The 15,113-nt window shown below is 63.4% G+C and carries 16 protein-coding genes; 7 read left to right on the top strand and 9 right to left on the bottom strand.

The features are described 5' to 3' along the window. Positions 1–161: 161 nt before the first annotated feature. On the top strand, positions 162–2,048 hold the full coding sequence (locus tag B2246_RS22830; protein WP_286881199.1) for a methyl-accepting chemotaxis protein: 1,887 nt from the start codon (positions 162–164) through the stop codon (positions 2,046–2,048). Here the strand turns inward: B2246_RS22830 and B2246_RS22825 are convergent, their stop codons facing one another. Then, positions 2,049–2,519 (bottom strand): nucleoside deaminase, encoded by a 471-nt coding sequence (locus B2246_RS22825; protein ID WP_008641123.1) that lies wholly within the window; start codon positions 2,517–2,519, stop codon positions 2,049–2,051. Between the two features lie 237 nt (positions 2,520–2,756). Between B2246_RS22825 and B2246_RS22820 the strand changes: the two genes are divergently transcribed. Then, entirely contained in the window at positions 2,757–3,743 is a 987-nt protein-coding gene (locus B2246_RS22820) for a Bug family tripartite tricarboxylate transporter substrate binding protein (RefSeq protein WP_008641121.1), read from the top strand. Positions 3,744–3,851: 108 nt separating this feature from the next. Here the strand turns inward: B2246_RS22820 and B2246_RS22815 are convergent, their stop codons facing one another. Both B2246_RS22815 and B2246_RS22810 read right to left on the bottom strand, forming a co-directional pair. Continuing rightward, positions 3,852–5,612: a SulP family inorganic anion transporter gene (locus B2246_RS22815; RefSeq protein ID WP_286881200.1), complete on the bottom strand. Its 1,761-nt coding sequence runs from the start codon at positions 5,610–5,612 to the stop codon at positions 3,852–3,854. Between the two features lie 82 nt (positions 5,613–5,694). After that, positions 5,695–6,603 (bottom strand): LysR family transcriptional regulator, encoded by a 909-nt coding sequence (locus tag B2246_RS22810; protein ID WP_008641118.1) that lies wholly within the window; start codon positions 6,601–6,603, stop codon positions 5,695–5,697. 134 nt (positions 6,604–6,737) lie between these two features. Here B2246_RS22810 and B2246_RS22805 point away from each other — a divergent pair, with 134 nt between their 5' ends. Together B2246_RS22805 and nfsB are read left to right on the top strand one after the other, a co-directional pair. Then, positions 6,738–7,202, top strand: a complete 465-nt coding sequence (locus B2246_RS22805) for a hypothetical protein (RefSeq protein ID WP_008641115.1) — start codon at positions 6,738–6,740, stop codon at positions 7,200–7,202. Positions 7,203–7,262: 60 nt separating this feature from the next. Next, on the top strand, positions 7,263–7,916 hold the full coding sequence (gene nfsB / locus B2246_RS22800) for an oxygen-insensitive NAD(P)H nitroreductase (RefSeq protein WP_008641114.1): 654 nt from the start codon (positions 7,263–7,265) through the stop codon (positions 7,914–7,916). A 102-nt stretch (positions 7,917–8,018) separates the two neighbouring features. Here the strand turns inward: nfsB and B2246_RS22795 are convergent, their stop codons facing one another. Then, positions 8,019–8,549 (bottom strand): flavodoxin family protein, encoded by a 531-nt coding sequence (locus B2246_RS22795; RefSeq protein ID WP_008641113.1) that lies wholly within the window; start codon positions 8,547–8,549, stop codon positions 8,019–8,021. A 154-nt stretch (positions 8,550–8,703) separates the two neighbouring features. On the opposite strand from B2246_RS22795, the gene B2246_RS22790 reads away from it, so the two are divergent. Together B2246_RS22790 and B2246_RS22785 are read left to right on the top strand one after the other, a co-directional pair. Next, the gene (locus tag B2246_RS22790; protein ID WP_286881203.1) at positions 8,704–9,021 is read left to right on the top strand and encodes a hypothetical protein; all 318 of its coding nucleotides are present in this window, start codon (positions 8,704–8,706) and stop codon (positions 9,019–9,021) included. A 53-nt stretch (positions 9,022–9,074) separates the two neighbouring features. Then, a complete protein-coding gene (locus B2246_RS22785; RefSeq protein WP_008641111.1) occupies positions 9,075–9,275 on the top strand; it encodes a YgaP family membrane protein in 201 nt (66 codons plus the stop codon). Here B2246_RS22785 and B2246_RS22780 read toward each other — a convergent pair. Then, positions 9,256–10,218, bottom strand: a complete 963-nt coding sequence (locus B2246_RS22780; protein ID WP_008641110.1) for a LysR family transcriptional regulator — start codon at positions 10,216–10,218, stop codon at positions 9,256–9,258. The genes B2246_RS22785 and B2246_RS22780 overlap by 20 nt on opposite strands. A gap of 336 nt (positions 10,219–10,554) precedes the next feature. On the opposite strand from B2246_RS22780, the gene B2246_RS22775 reads away from it, so the two are divergent. Beyond that, positions 10,555–11,031, top strand: a complete 477-nt coding sequence (locus B2246_RS22775; protein WP_008641108.1) for an aromatic-ring-hydroxylating dioxygenase subunit beta — start codon at positions 10,555–10,557, stop codon at positions 11,029–11,031. A 34-nt stretch (positions 11,032–11,065) separates the two neighbouring features. Here the strand turns inward: B2246_RS22775 and B2246_RS22770 are convergent, their stop codons facing one another. From B2246_RS22770 to B2246_RS22755, 4 genes are all read right to left on the bottom strand, one after another. Then, the gene (locus tag B2246_RS22770) at positions 11,066–11,653 is read right to left on the bottom strand and encodes a GNAT family N-acetyltransferase (RefSeq protein ID WP_008641107.1); all 588 of its coding nucleotides are present in this window, start codon (positions 11,651–11,653) and stop codon (positions 11,066–11,068) included. A gap of 290 nt (positions 11,654–11,943) precedes the next feature. Beyond that, positions 11,944–12,375, bottom strand: a complete 432-nt coding sequence (locus B2246_RS22765; RefSeq protein WP_008641105.1) for a rubredoxin — start codon at positions 12,373–12,375, stop codon at positions 11,944–11,946. 89 nt (positions 12,376–12,464) lie between these two features. Then, entirely contained in the window at positions 12,465–13,757 is a 1,293-nt protein-coding gene (locus B2246_RS22760; RefSeq protein ID WP_286881208.1) for a gallate dioxygenase, read from the bottom strand. A gap of 9 nt (positions 13,758–13,766) precedes the next feature. Then, the gene (locus B2246_RS22755) at positions 13,767–15,092 is read right to left on the bottom strand and encodes an MFS transporter (RefSeq protein ID WP_035880732.1); all 1,326 of its coding nucleotides are present in this window, start codon (positions 15,090–15,092) and stop codon (positions 13,767–13,769) included. Positions 15,093–15,113 lie beyond the last annotated feature (21 nt).

Raw genomic sequence — 15,113 nt, 5'->3', positions numbered from 1 at the left:
CGCTGCATTTGAGAAATGACATATTGATGCTCAATAAATTCCGCCCGGCATCCGTTAGCGCTTCGGATCGGGATATGGGGTGTTCCCCCTGGGGCTGTTTTCTCGCCCGCTCCCGACCGTCAATGACAACAATCGAAGGCCACACAGGAGGACAACAATTCATGCGCCTGCTTCGCGGTATGACAATTCAACGCAAGCTCATCCTGAGCACAATCACCTGCCTCCTGCTCGTTGTGACAATGACCGCGATGCTCATCCTGTGGCAGATCAGCAAGGGGCTGCAGGAGCGCGTGGTCGATCTGGAATTGCCGGCGATCGTCGGCGAGATTCGCAATGACATGCTCCATCAGATCGCACGCCCGTTGGCCGCCGCCCAGGCAATGGCCGGCAACACGATGCTGCGTGACTGGGAGAGCAACGGACTCGCGGAGGACTACGTGCCGACGTGGCGCCGCTACGCTGCGGAGGTCAAGTCACGCAATCAGGCGGACGCGGTCTTTTGGGTATCGGCCAGCCAGGGCAAGTACCTCACGGAGAAAGGCGTGGACCGCACCGTGCAGGCGGATTCCGCCGGCGACAAATGGCTCTTCGACTTTCTCTCACGCGGCAAACCCTACGAGCTGTCGCTGGACAAGGATCGGGATTCGGACAGCTACATGCTGTTCATCAACGCGCGCGCGGAAGCCGGTAATGGCAAGCTTGCCGTGGCGGGTCTGGGGCTGTCCATCAATCATCTGGCCGAGACGATCAACGGATATCGCCTGGGAAAGACCGGCTCGATCTTCCTGGCTCGCGCCGATGGCAAGGTACTGATGCATCGCGATGCGAAACTGGCGGAGGCCGGCACGCCGTTGGCGGACGTGCCAGGCTTCACCGCCGATGCCGCGCAGGCGCTGCTGGCGCGGCAGCCGTTCGCGCACACGGAGGTTGATGCCCCGGAAGGCAAGCGAATCGTTGCGGCATCCTATGTGCCCGAGCTGGACTTGTACGTGGTGGCGCAGGTGCCCAAGTCCGAAGTTCTCGAAGAGATTCGCCACTCGTCGATCATCGCGGCCGTGACCGCGGGCCTGTCGGGCAGCCTGCTCGGCGTCATCGTGCTCTACTTCGTGATTCGCGCGCTGATGGCGCCGATCGGCCGCGTGGCCAGCGCGCTCGACGCGATCGCCACGGGCAACGGTGACCTGACCCAGCGCCTGCCGGTGGACTCGCAGGATGAAGTTGGCCGGCTTGCGGATGCTTTCAACCGTTTCGTCGCATCGCTGAATCGCACGATCGGAGATGTCCGGCAAGGCGTGGTGGCCATCGCGGATGCGACGCGCGAGATCGCGCAAGGCAATCACGATCTGTCCACCCGCACGGAGAATCAGGCGGCGGGCGTGGAGGAAACGGCCTCCGCCACCGAACAGCTCACGGCCACCGTGGCCACCAACGCGGAAACCGCGCGCCGCGCGAGCGCGCTGGCGGCCTCGGTATCCACGGACGTGCGCCGCAGCGGCGAGATGATGACCAACGCCGTATCGACCATGGAAACGATCACGCATAGCGCTGGCCAGATGTCGAGCATCATCGACGCTATCGAGGGCATCGCGTTCCAGACGAACATCCTGGCGCTCAATGCAGCCGTGGAGGCCGCGCGTGCCGGCGAGCATGGTCGCGGCTTTGCCGTGGTGGCGGGAGAAGTACGGGGTCTGGCGCAGCGCTCGGCAAACGCCGCCAAGGACATCAAGACGCTGATCGTCGGCACCGAGGAAGCCGTTCGTACCGGACGTTCGCTCGTCAATGAAGCCGGCAATGCCATGCAGCAGATCGTGCCGGCGATGCAGCAGGTCAGCACGCTGGTGGAAGAGATCGCGGAGGCCAGCGGCGAACAGAGCCGCGGCCTGGGCGAAATCAATCTTGCGATTACCGAGATGGACAGCACCAACCAGCAGAATGCCTCGCTGGTGGAGCAGGCGGCCGCCGCCGCGAAATCGCTCGAGGATCAGGCGACCGTGCTCAATCGCGTGGTCGCCGTGTTCAAGCTGGACGAACGCCTGCTGCAGGCCTGATCAGCCGGCCTTGCGCTTCCATTCCGCGTAAAGATCCGGGCACGATGCCGGCCGCACTGGCATGTACCGGATCTTCATCGACTGCTCGGCGAACGGCTTCGCCAGGTCGGCATAGATGGTCGCGGTGGAAAGACCGTATGGCTCGCCATCGTCGTTCGAATAGGCGTAGGTCACTTCCTTCACGCCCGCCATCCGCATCGCCGCCATGCACATCGGGCAAGGATGTCCGCTGGCATAGACGGCACAGCCATCCAGGCTGGGGCTGCCGAGCTTCTGGCTGGCGGCGCGAATGGCCGTCAGTTCCGCATGAGCGGTGGGGTCGTTGGTGCTCAGGATCTGGTTGACGCCGGTGGCGATCACTTCACCGTCCTTCACGATGACAGCCCCGAACGGCCGGCCACCCTGCTCCAGGTTGGCACGAGCCAGCTCGATGGCTTCACCCAGATATCGTTCCGCGAGATTCGTGTTCATGTTGCTTCCTGCTCTTTATGGATTGCCGCTCTGGCGGCAGGCCAATGGTAACCGTGGACGGCGCATCCTCGCATCGTTCGCTTATCGCACATTTGCATCGCGGCGCATCCATTTTTGACCGGCGTTGACACGCCATTGCGTGGACGTGTCCCCGATAATGAACCGCGCCGATCCCATCGGCTGCATATGTTCCGCCATGCGGACGTAATAAAGAGAATCAAAGTAGGAGATGACGTCTTGCGTATCAAGCATCAAGCATCGCGCATTGCGCGCGTTGTAGCTATTGCCGTTGCCGGCCTTTCCATCCACCACGGCGCCATCGCCGCCGACGCATGGCCGGCCAAGCCGATCAAGGTGATCGTGCCCTATACCCCGGGTGGCTCCACCGATACCGTTGCGCGCGTGGTGTTCGAAAAGGTTTCACAAAGCCTTGGCCAGCCGATCGTGATCGAGAACAAGCCGGGCGCCAACAGCACGCTGGGTGTCGGCGTGGTGGCCCGTTCGGCGCCCGATGGCTACACCTTTGTGTCCGTGCTGGCCGCCTACAGCGCGAACATGTCGCTGTATTCGAAGCTGAGCTACAAGCCCACCGACCTGGCGCCGGTCGCCGAGATGGCCGAGCTGCCGCTGTTCCTGTTCTCCAGCAAGAAGCTGCCGGTCAAGACCGTGGCCGAACTGGTCGACTACGGCAAGAAGCATCCGGATACGCTGACGTTCGGCTCCAGCGGCATCGGCAGTTCGGCGCACCTGACCGGCGAGCGGCTGGCGATGGAATCGAAGGTCAAGATGACCCACATTCCGTACAACGGCAGCGCCCCGATCCTGCCCGCGCTGGTCTCGGGCGAAATCTCGATGGCGTTCGATCCGCTGCTGGTGCCGATGCCCCACGTGAAGTCGGGCAAGATCAACGTGCTGGCCGTGGCATCGGCCAAGCGCTGGCCGAGCGAACCGAACATCCCGACGATGGAAGAGTCCGGTTTCCCGGGCTTCGTGATGAGCTCCTGGACGGGCCTGCTGGCACCGGCAGGCACGCCGCAGCCCATCATCGACCGGATGGCGAAGGAGATCGCCGCCGCCACGCGTAACCCAGACGTGACGAAGAAGCTGACGGAGCTGGGCTTTATCCCAGTCGGCGGCACGCCCGAGGAGTTCCGCAAGCTGATCGAACGCGATACGTCGCGCTACGGGCAAATCGTGAAGGCTGGCAAGATCACGCTGGACTGACGACTGACAGGTACGGGCGACACCATGGTGCCTGTACCTCTGCTTATGCCTGTATCCGCGCGGCGCGGGAAGTCTCTCCGCGTCGCGCGTTGCTTCAATCGCCCCAGCCTACTCGTTCCGGCCCCACGCGTCCGGCCAGTCTCCCTGCCGGCCGACATAGGCATCCACCGCGCTGCCCACCGTCGGGTGAAAGCGATCCTCGCCGATCACGTCCATCAGTTCGAAGCGCCGCAGCTTGTCACGGACCGGGTCCTTCATCTCCGCAAAATGCAGGGCGATACCGTGCTCGCCCAGTGTGCGACTCAGCTCGCGCAGCATGTCAGCGGACGTCACATCCACGCTGGTCACCGGCTCCGCGGCCACCACCACGCGGTACACGGGGGCCGGAGACTCGTCGATCGCTTCCTGCAGGCGTTCCTGGAACAGCTCGGCATTGGCGAAGAACAACGGGGCATCCCAACGGAACAGCACAAGCCCGGGAATCCGCTTGCCGTGCGGATAGCGCTCCAGGTCATGGTAGCCGCGCAGGCCCTCGACTTGTCCGAGTATCGCGTAGTGGGGTCGCCAGCCGTCCCAAAGGAATTCAATAATGGCGAGCACCACCGCAAGGCCGATACCGGGAATCGCGCCGAACACGGCAACCGCCACGAAGCAGACCATCGAGAGCCAGAACTCCCATTGCTGGATGCGATAGATCCGCTTCAGATCCGCGAACTCGAACAACCCTAGCGCGGCGGCAATCACCACTGCCGCGAGCGCGCTGTTCGGCAAATAGCGCATCAGGTCAGGCGCCACCACCAGCAGCGCCGCGACAGCCAGCGCGCCCACCACGCCAGTCAACTGGGTCCGCGCGCCGGCCGCCTCGGCCACTGGCGTGCGTGACGCGCTGCTGCTGATCGGGAAGCCCTGAAAAAAGCCCGCGGCGAGGTTGGCGGCGCCAAGGCCAACCATCTCCTGGTTCGGGTCCACGCGGTGATGGTGCCGTGCCGCGAAGCTGCGGGACAGCACACTGGTATCCGCGAAGGCGATCATTGCCACCGCGCAGCCACCCGCCACGATCTTGACGAAGTCGAGACCACTGGCCCAGGGCACCGCGAAGGCCGGCAAACCCTGCGGGATCGAACCCAGCACCTTCACACCCATCTGGTCCAGGTCGAACATGATCACGCACAGCGTTGCCACGATCACCGCTATCAGGATGCCCGGCACGCGTTCGAAACGCTTGAGCGCGAGGATCAGCACCAGGCTACCGGCCCCAACCGCGGCGCTATACCAGTTGACCTGGCCGGCAACCAGCGCCTGGCCCAACAGCACCAGTTCCCGCAGCGGCCCGGTGTCCTCCACGCGGATGGCGAAGATCTTCGGCAACTGGCTGACCAGCACCGTGAACGCAATCCCGTTCATGTAGCCGTAGCGGATCGGCTTGGACAGCAGCTCGGTGATAAAGCCCAGCCGCAACAGACCCATGACGATGCAGAACAGCCCCGAGACGATCGCCATCATGCTGGCCACCGCGATCGCGCGCGCCGGATCGCCACCGGACATCTGGACGACCACTGCAAGCACCGGCGCCGCCAGCGCCGAATCGGGACCGAGCACGAGAATCCTGCTGGGGCCGAATATCGCATAGGCAAGCAGTGGCACGATGGTCGCGTAGAGGCCGTAGACGCCTGGCACGCCTGACGCTTCCGCATAGGCAATGCCAACCGGCACGAGCATCGTCGTCAGGACCAGCCCCGCCGTCAGGTCCCGGGGCAGCCAGCTTGCCTGGTAGTCCCGGGCCATCGCCACACCCGGCAGCCATCGCAGCCAGGCATTGGGGATCCGCGCTTTACGCGAGGCGCCTGGGTTGCGGCCGTCGGATAGCATGGTCGGTCCTTTTTCTAGTTGCGATGCGCCGTGGGGATTCGGCAAGACATGGCCATACATCCCTAAGCATAGATGTGGATCATCAAACCCGCGCGACTAGTCGCTCCACCCGTTCGGCCACGAAATCGCGCAAGCCGCGCAGCAGCGGCGTCAGTTGCGAACGCCCCGCCACGACCATATACAGCGGCGACGCTTCGGCCGTCCATTCGGTGCACAACGCACGCAGGCGACCCGCCGCGAGATCGTCGGCCACATCGAACCAGGCCTTGTAGGCGATGCCCTTGCCGGCCAGCGCCCAGCGGCGCACGGCGTCCCCATCGTTCGAAACATTGGCCGGCTTGACGCGCACGGTCAGTGTCTCGCCGTCTTCGCGCGCGAAGCGCCAACGATCATGCACGTCATCGCCAAACATGTAGCAGAGACAGCGATGCGCGGACAGGTCATATGGCGTTTGCGGCATGTCGTGACTGGCGAGATAGCCCGGCGAAGCGCATAGCACCCTGTGGATGCCCGTTGCCACCGGCACCGCCACGAGATTCGAATCCGGTGGCTCACCATAGCGGAAGGCCACGTCGACGGGATCGCTGTAGATATTCGCCACGCGGTCCGTCAACTGCAGCCGGAATTCGACCAGGGGATGGCGGTCCTGGAACGCATCGAGCCAGGGCAGCAGCAGGTTGCGTCCGAAGTCAGACGGGGCAGACAGCCTGACCACGCCCTGGAACGCCTGGTTGCCGGTGACCAGATCCCGGCTTGCCTGCTGCAGCACCTCGAGCGCGGGCCGGCATTGCGCCAGGTACTGCTCGCCCTCGCGGGTCAGCCGCATCGTGCGCGTGGAGCGCACGAACAACTGGACGCCCAGTTCGCCTTCCAGCCGCTTGAGCGCCGCGCTGGTGGCCGCCGGCGTCAGGTCCAGCGCCCGCGCGGTGGCGGACAAGCTGCCGTTATCGGCGGTTCGCACGAAAATATCGAGTTCCTGAAGCAATCTCATGGGCGTCGAAGGCACAGGGCCGATCTGGAGCGATTTTCAAATTTTATTTGAATACGGGTACAAGTGAAGCCCCGTTTTTCAATCGACTGCGTAGTGGGATCATCCACCATCCCCATCACTTCGAAGGACGCGCCATGGATTCCGCACATCCCGCCAGCCCGCGCGAAGCCTGGCAGTTTGACCACCTCAACGTGTCGATCGGTGCTGATCATGCGTTGCGCGCCCTGTTCGAAGGCGTGATGGACATGCATCCCGGGTATCGGCCGCCATTCCCTTTCCCTGGCTTGTGGCTCTATGAGGGCGACCAGGCCATGGTGCACGCGGTGGACGACGACTCGCTGTCGGCCAGCAGCGGCGAAGTCCGCATGGGCCATATCGCATTCCGGAGCCAGGCCAGCGCGACAGACGTCATCGCCCGCCTGCAGGCAGCCGGCCTGCGTTTCCGGGTGGCCCATGTTCCCGCCGACGACACCATCCAGATTTTTGTGCCACTGCCCGGCGGACTGGTGGTCGAGCTCGATGTGCCGGGCGATCCGGACATCGCCACCAGTCACCAATACAGCGCCGCTCGGCGCGCGCCGGACGCGGGCGACATCTGAATTCGTACTCACCCTTCCCCAACATCGCATCCACCTGAACAAGGAAACACCATGAAAGCCATGAAGCTGTCGGAGATGATCGCCACCCGCCATACCGTGAAAGCGTACGAGCCCGGCCGCACCATTCCGCAGGACGTCATCGACGAACTGCTGGCCGTGCTGCACAAGAGCCCGTCATCCGTGAATTCGCAACCGTGGCACTTCGTGGTGGCGTCCACGCCGGAGGCCCGGGCACGCGTGGCGCGTGCCGCCAGCGGTGGCTACAGCGCCAATGCGCCGAGGATCGAGAATGCCTCGCACGTGATCGCACTGGCCGTGCGCGCCGACATGGACGACGCCCACCTGAACAAGCTGCTGGAAGCCGAGGAGCGCGATGGCCGCTTTACCGCGGAAGGTGCGAAGGCAGGGCAGAACAAGGGACGTCGTTATTTCGTCGACCTGCACCGCTTCGCGTTTCGCGACGTCCAGCAGTGGATGGCGAACCAGGTCTACCTGGCACTCGGCAGCCTGCTGACGGGCGCGGCGGTACTTGGCGTGGATGCCACGCCGATGGAAGGCTTCGACCGCAACATCCTCGATGCAGAACTCGGCCTGCGCGAGCGTGGCTATACCAGTCTCGTGCTGGTGTCACTCGGCTACGGCAGCGAGCAGGACTTCAACGCCGACCTCCCCAAGTCGCGGCTCGGCAAGGAAGAGGTCTTCACGTTCCTGTGACGGACGTCATTAAGGGACGTCATTAAGGGACGCCATTGAGGGACGCCAGCACGACGATGCTGGCGTCCTTGCGTGGGGATACGCGCGCCGGTGGGTTCCTGCTCATGCCTCGTTCGGCGACAGCCACGCCGAGCGCGGCGCGGCGTCTCCGGCGCGCGGGTCGCGCTGCAGGATGCGAGCAAATTCGTCGAGATCCACCTTGGCCTCGCCGGTGGTCACCTGCTGTTGCAGCAGCACCATGACCGGATGCGGCGGACGGCCCATCGCCGTAGCCACCTCCTCGGCCGCACGGAACCCGCCGCGCGCGGCCATCACCGCGATCGCCGCCAGCGGCCCCTTGTAGCTGCGCTGGTCCTGCAGGAAGCTCCGCATCGGTGCCGCCAGATGCTCCACCCAGACCGGCGCCATCACCACCACGCTGCCGCAGGTATCGAGCGGCGGACCGTCGTAGCGATAGCCAACCTTGCGGCCCAGCCGATTATCCAGGACACAACGCAAATCTCCCCACCAGCCCGCCCGGCTGACCGCGTCGCGCAGTTCGACCACGCGCCAGCCCAGGCGCGAGCCGAGCATTTCGGCGGCTTGTCGCGTGGTGCCGGTGCGGGAGTAAAAGATCACGAGGTTTTCAGCCATGTTGTCTCCTGATTGCCGAATGGATGGCGCTGACAGATTTCATCTGTCAGCCTAGCGGCAGACGTTGCCACGTGTTTGACGTACGTCAATCTGCGATCGGGCCTAGTGTCTAGACTCGAGACACAATCTTGCAGTTCAGACCCAAGAGGCCGTCATGCATCGCAACACATACTTCCTGGCCATTGCCGCCGCAGCCGTGGCATTGACCTCGCTTCCAGCCAGCGCGCAGAAGAACTACACCGATGGCGGCGACCTCTACGGCGGCGCGCACGCGCCGGTGACAAAAGACGCACAGGCACCCGCCAAGTCTGGCAAACACAAGCATAGTGCTTCCCGCAGCGGCAAGTTCGATCCCTATTCGGAAGGTGCGCAGACGAAGTCCAATCTGACTCCGCAGAAAAAGGGCGCTGACGACGCGGCACACGCCGCGAAATTCGACCCATACACCGAAGGCCAGGCTGCCAAGCAGTAACCCGCGCCAAAGCCACGCATATCCGTCATCCCTCCCACCTGACTGGAACGCTCATGCAAAAAAACGCTGGAACCCTTGACCGCCTCGTGCGCGTCGCCATCGGAGTCGTGCTGATTGCCTTGACCCTGACGGATCAGATCGGCGTCTGGGGATGGATCGGCGCGGTGCCGCTCGTGACCGGTCTACTTGGATACTGCCCGCTATATCGCGTGTTCGGCTTCAACACCTGCCCCATCACTCGCCGCGGCAGTTGACCACCAAACCCTGAGGCGACATCGTCGCCTCAGGAATCGGGCAAACCGCGAACCTGTCGGATATCACGTTCCGCAGCCACTGGTTGCCCACCTCCCGGTGACGGGTAGCGTGCCAGAACACGTTGACACTGATCTCGGATATCTTCACCGGACACGGCGCGGAAACCAGGTTGAACAACGCCAGCGCGCGCTCCGCATAGGCCTGTGGCACCACTGCGATCAGATCGGTCGATTGAAGGATATGACCCAGCGCCGCGAAATGCGGCACGCTCAGCCGCGAGCGTCGCGTCACCCCCGCCTGCTGGATTGCCGCATCCACCCTGGTGTGGCCCGTGCCTTCCGCACTGATCGACACACGATCCGCCGTGGCAAACGCTGCCAGCGTCAAATCCCTTCGTCCAAGCGGGTGCCCTTTCCGAAAGATGCACACGTACTGCTGTAACAACAGCCGACGCTGGAAGAAGCCCGCCGTCAGGCCCGGCAGGAAACCGATCGCCAGATCGATACAACCACTTTCCATCGCGCCCTTGAGTGAATCGCCGTGTATGCACACGGTGCTGATTCTCACGCCTGGCGCCAGTTTGCCAAGCTGCTCCATCAGGCCTGGCAAGAGATAGATCTCGCCGATATCGGTCATCGCCACGGTGAACGCTCGCGTGCTCGTCAAAGGATCGAACGTGGCGCGTGCATTGAGCGAGTGGTGGATGACATCGAGCGCCTCGGTGATCGGCCCGGCTAGCATGCCGGCAAGCTGTGTGGGGACCATGCCCTTCGACGTCCGCAGAAACAGGTCATCGTCCAGCAACTTGCGCAGGCGATTCAGCGCATTGCTGACAGCTGGCTGCGAGATCCCAAGCGTCCGCGCCACGGCGGACATTTTGCGTTGACGCAATAATTCGTTGAATACGACAAGCAGGTTCAGATCGATGTCCTGCAGTTCCATTACTACGTCTCCACCCGATTTATCAGGCACTACCGCGGCATTATCACTAGCGGTGATAGTGCAAATCAACCAGACCGCTATTGTCAACGCTGCCGTAAACGGCACTATGGTGCCCGGACAAAAAGCCAGCGAATACTGTGCCGTGGACGTTAGATCCAATCACCGTATTTCGCGACGCCGGCACACGACCGACGCAAGGCGATACGTCAGGCCCCAGACCGCATCACCCGCCGAACCCGGCAAGCGCAAACTGGCAACGCCAGTCTCGCAGAACCTGAAGAAAACGTCCGTGGCAACTCCCCACCATCAGGGTGTGCCACGACATGGAGATTGAGGATGACTACCGTCGAAACCTGGCAGCAAGTACTGTTGCTTTACGCCGATTACACTGCCGCGCTCGATAACAAGCAATGGGAGAAATGGCCCGATTTCTTCTTAGAGCAATGTGTCTGCAAGATGCAGTCGCACGAGACGCATGTATGCGGCTTGCCGATGGCAACACCCGCATTCGAGAGCTGTGGACTGCTCACGGAAAAGGCTTGTGCGAACAGAATGGACGCCCAGGATTTTCATTACAGGCAGCAGGTCGGCCTCCCGCGCATTCTGGAGGACAGCGGTAGCGAGATCCGCATCGAGACCAGCTACGCGATCTTCCACACCACGTCCGACGACACGTCGGCCATCCACAGCGTCGGACGCTATCTGGACACCATTGCGCGCACCGACGCAGGCTTGAAGTTCGCGTCGCGCGTCTGCATTCTTGAAAGAAGGGCGATCCCGGACTTGCTGACAGGCCGATGCATGAGCCGTTGAGCCAGGGCATCAGCCGCGCGAAATACGGATCCAATCATTTGTCCGGGCCAGTGGTCCTGCTGCCCTTGCCAGTGATTCCATCCCATTGGGCGCCGGACAGGCGGTAGAGCACATGCCTGGCGAGACGATCCCCCGAAGGCAGTGCCGGATGATCGAAATCGTCGCTGGCCGCGTGATGCATGCCAAGCCGCTGCATTACCTGTTCCGAGCGCTGGTTGATCGCCGCGGTGAAGGACACGATCTCGGCAAGCCGCAATGCGCCGAATCCGAGATCCAGCGCCGCGCGAGCCGCCTCCGTGGCATAGCCGCGCCCCCAGTGCTCTCGCGCCAGACGCCAGCCAATCTCCACGCATGGCCCAAATGGGGGCACCCATGACGGTATCGCCAGTCCGGTGAAGCCGATGAACGTCGACGTTTCGCGCAATTCGAGGGCCCACAACCCGAAGCCATGCTGCGCGTGATGCTGACGGATACGATCCATGAGCGCATCGCTCTGGGCATCGGACAGCGTCGACGGAAAGAACGCCATGATCTCTTCGTCCGCATTGATGGCGCGAAACGGTATGCGGTCTTCCTCGCGCCACTGACGCAGGCGCAGGCGAGCGGTGGGCACAGGTTCCATGTTCAGCAGGCTCCGTCTCTTCGGATCTTCGGGTTCCAGAGGGTTCACGGTCACACGACCAGTCGACCACTCACCGATGCCCAGTCACCCAGCGTCAAGTCTCTCGAACCGCCTTGCAGCACGGCACGACGTGCAAGTCGATCATGCCACCATTGTCAGGCCGCGTGAAACTGTTATCCACGTAACCCGGTGGCAACGAATGGGCAGCGCAGAGTAGCGCACATGAATCCGCCACTGAAACAAGGATGCCCCGTCCTGAGGATCTTCCCGAATGATCCTGATGGCGCCGCCTAGAACTCCACCATGGCAAAGTCTTCCTTGCCGACGTCGCACTCGGGGCAGCGCCAGTCGGCAGGAATGTCTTCCCAGCGCGTGCCGGGCGCGATGCCGTCCTCGGGCAACCCGGCCGCTTCGTCATAGACCCAGCCGCAGATGATGCAGACCCACTGCTTGAATTCGCTCTCGGCGTTTGTGGCAGGCTTTTCTTCGGCCTTTGCCTCCGTGCGGGCGGGCGCGGCGTCAGCCTGTGCGGGCGGCCCTTCGAGACTGAACACAAGCGGCGCGGTGGTACCCGACGCGGCCTGCGCTAGATGTGCCTGAAGCTGCGCCAGTAGTGCCTGGGCCTCGTCGATGGTCAGATCCACCCAGTACGGATCGCCTGCGGCGTCGTTCAGGCGTTGCGGAGAGAACTGGAGTTCGACAGAAGTGCCTTTCTTGTACATACGGAAACCGAGCGGGGGCTGGTGCAAGTCAAAAATAACCTCGCACATGGCGGCATTGCACCGGAATTCAAGCCCCCGACATCGTCCGGTCAGGACTTCGCACTCCATGAAGCGCTGCCGCTACCGGCCACCGAGTACAGCGCGCCCGGCGCATTGCGCGTCTTCTGGAAGTCTTCAAGGGACTGGCCACGCATCGCCGCGTAGATATGCAGGTTCGAGACTCCGCAGACCGCGCCGAGCTTCTCCAGCATGAAGAAAATCACGCCGTAATGGATCATGCCGCGCCAGTCGCGGCGCGTGATCATGTCGCGCTCTTCCTGCGTCAGTCCCGCTTCGTCGTAGGTTGCCAGCGGATCGGCGCGGAATCGCTCGCGGAATGCCGGATCGATAAGCTGGTGCAGATAGCGGTTGATCCGGTATGCGCGCACGCTGGTTTCCAGGGTGAACGGATATGTCCCTTCCAGTTGCTCGATCCCGCGCAACTGATGACCGATGTGCTCGCGCTGGCGTTCGGCACGCGCCTCTCGCAGCGCGGGGTCGTCGGCGGATTCGTTCTCGTAGACCGCCACGGCGATGCCGGTCATCGATGGCAGATAGTAGTCACGATGCAGGCAGCGGACGCGGCTCGACATCGCGCCACGCATCACCATCCACATGACCACTTCCGCGCTCTCGAAGCCGCCTCGCTTCGCGTACTCGGCATGGGTGATGTCTAGCAGCGCCTCGGGATCGGATTCGAACAGGTCGAGGAACTGGTGATCCCACGCGGTATTGTTGAAGCCCGCACGCTCGCCATGCACCTGGTGCGACAGGCCACCGGTGGCGACGATCGCCACCTTGAGGTCTTCCGGGTAGCTCTCCACCGCGCGGCGGATCGCCTCTCCGAGCTTGTAGCAACGACGCGCCGACGGTGCCGGGAACTGCAGCACGCCCACCTGCAGCGGCAGGATCTTCACAGGCCACTCGCCCTCGTGCGGCAGCATGACCGACATCGGCGAGAAGCAACCATGATCGAGCGGCTTGTCCTGGAAGAACGACATGTCGAACTCGTCGGCCACCAGCGATGCGCCGACGTGCCGCGCCAGTTCGACGTGGCCGCGCGCCGGTGGCAGGTTGCGTGGGCCACCGCCCTCATCGGCAGCGTGGTAGGTATCGCCGATACCCAGCGCGAAGGCCGAGTAGTGATCGAAGAAGAACGACGTGACGTGATCGTTGTAGACAACGAGCAGCACGTCGGGCTTTTTCCTGGCGAGCCACTCGCTCACCGGCGCATAGGCCGCGAAGATCGGCGCCCAGGCGGGGTCCTGCTGCTTGCCCGCGTCGAGCGCGAATCCGATGGTTGGCGTATGGGAAGAGGCGATTGCGCCGATGATGGTGGCCATGGCAATACGTCAAGCGGTTACGGCGCGAGGCTGCGCCTTCGTGGAAACAATGGAGATCGCCGCCATGGTCGCCGGAACGGCCAGGATGGCAATCACCGCGCTGAAACTCCAGCCCATCGACAGCAGCACACCGCCCGCCATGGAGCCGGTGATGCTGCCGAAGCGGCCGATGCCGAGCATCCAGCTTACGCCAGTGGCACGCACCGGCGTGGGATAGCACTGCGGCGCGAAAGCGTTGAGCCCGGTCTGCGCGCCGCTCATGCAGAAGCCGGCCAGCAGCACGTAGAGTGCAAACATCGACGACGTGACGCTGCCAGAAGCCAGCATCAGGATGAACACCGCGCCCAGCACATACGACACGCCGATCACACGATGGGGCGCGAAGCGGTCCATGCAGTAGCCCACCACCAGCGCGCCGACGGTGCCGCCGAGCTGGAACAGTGCCGTCAGGTTGGCGGCGCGCTCGATCGGCAGGCCAGCGTCCTTGATCAGCGTGGGCAGCCAGCCGCTCAGCAGGTAGATCACGAGCAGCCCCATGAAATAGGTGATCCACAGCGCCAGCGTCATGCCGCGATAACCCGGCGACAACAGCGTGCGCACGGGCTGCTTGCCGGAGACCGGCGGCTCGCTAATCGTGAACACGGTGTCATCGGCCACCGCGCTGCCGATCACGCGGCGCAGCGTGCGGGCGATTCGCGCCGGCGAGACATTGCGGACCACCATGAAGCGCGCCGATTCTGGAATCAGCATGATGTAGAACGGCAGGCAGATCAGCGGAATCGCGCCACCGGCGATCAGCACCGCGCGCCAGCCATGATGCGGCAGAAGCGCGGCGGCACCGAAGCCCACCAATGCGGAGCCGAGGTTGAAGCCCGTAAACATCGTCGCCAGCAACATGCTGCGCGAACGTTCCGGCACATACTCGGAGAGCAGCGTGGTCGTGCTCGGCATGGCCGCGCCCAGACCAAGGCCGGTCAGGAAGCGCAGCAGCGACAAGGTTGCCGTGCCATCGGCGAATGCGCTCAGTAGATTGAATACGCCGAACAGCGCGATGGAACCGACCAGCAGCTTCTTGCGGCCGAAGCGGTCGGACAGCGGCCCGACCACCAGCGCGCCGATAGCCAGACCGATCGGCGCGGCGCTCATCACCACGCCAAAGGCGGCCTTCGAGATGCCCCATTCGCGTGTGATGTCCGGCGCGAGGAAGCCCATGATGGCCACATCCATCCCGTCCGTGGCGACGATCAGGAAACACAGCACCAGCAGCAGCCACTGGTAGCCGGACATCTTGCGTTCGTTGATATGGGCCCGAATGTCGAGCCGTTGCGTTGTCATGTTGCCGTCTCCTGGCGTGAT

Source organism: Cupriavidus sp. UBA2010, assembly GCF_002335265.1.
GTDB classification, from domain to species: domain Bacteria; phylum Pseudomonadota; class Gammaproteobacteria; order Burkholderiales; family Burkholderiaceae; genus Cupriavidus; species Cupriavidus metallidurans.
Note: the sequence above shows the minus strand (reverse complement) of the source record. Positions and strands in the feature narration are given on the sequence as shown.

Coding starts and splice junctions, on each gene's coding strand:
- B2246_RS22755 (WP_035880732.1), bottom strand. CDS start 15,092: ATGACAACGCAACGGCTCGACATTCGGGCCCATATCAACGAACGCAAG.
- B2246_RS22770 (WP_008641107.1), bottom strand. CDS start 11,653: ATGGAACCTGTGCCCACCGCTCGCCTGCGCCTGCGTCAGTGGCGCGAG.
- B2246_RS22805 (WP_008641115.1), top strand. CDS start 6,738: ATGGATTCCGCACATCCCGCCAGCCCGCGCGAAGCCTGGCAGTTTGAC.
- B2246_RS22795 (WP_008641113.1), bottom strand. CDS start 8,549: ATGGCTGAAAACCTCGTGATCTTTTACTCCCGCACCGGCACCACGCGA.
- B2246_RS22780 (WP_008641110.1), bottom strand. CDS start 10,218: ATGGAACTGCAGGACATCGATCTGAACCTGCTTGTCGTATTCAACGAA.
- B2246_RS22775 (WP_008641108.1), top strand. CDS start 10,555: ATGACTACCGTCGAAACCTGGCAGCAAGTACTGTTGCTTTACGCCGAT.
- B2246_RS22825 (WP_008641123.1), bottom strand. CDS start 2,519: ATGAACACGAATCTCGCGGAACGATATCTGGGTGAAGCCATCGAGCTG.
- B2246_RS22765 (WP_008641105.1), bottom strand. CDS start 12,375: ATGTACAAGAAAGGCACTTCTGTCGAACTCCAGTTCTCTCCGCAACGC.
- B2246_RS22830 (WP_286881199.1), top strand. CDS start 162: ATGCGCCTGCTTCGCGGTATGACAATTCAACGCAAGCTCATCCTGAGC.
- B2246_RS22785 (WP_008641111.1), top strand. CDS start 9,075: ATGCAAAAAAACGCTGGAACCCTTGACCGCCTCGTGCGCGTCGCCATC.
- nfsB (WP_008641114.1), top strand. CDS start 7,263: ATGAAGCTGTCGGAGATGATCGCCACCCGCCATACCGTGAAAGCGTAC.
- B2246_RS22760 (WP_286881208.1), bottom strand. CDS start 13,757: ATGGCCACCATCATCGGCGCAATCGCCTCTTCCCATACGCCAACCATC.
- B2246_RS22815 (WP_286881200.1), bottom strand. CDS start 5,612: ATGCTATCCGACGGCCGCAACCCAGGCGCCTCGCGTAAAGCGCGGATC.
- B2246_RS22810 (WP_008641118.1), bottom strand. CDS start 6,603: ATGAGATTGCTTCAGGAACTCGATATTTTCGTGCGAACCGCCGATAAC.
- B2246_RS22790 (WP_286881203.1), top strand. CDS start 8,704: ATGCATCGCAACACATACTTCCTGGCCATTGCCGCCGCAGCCGTGGCA.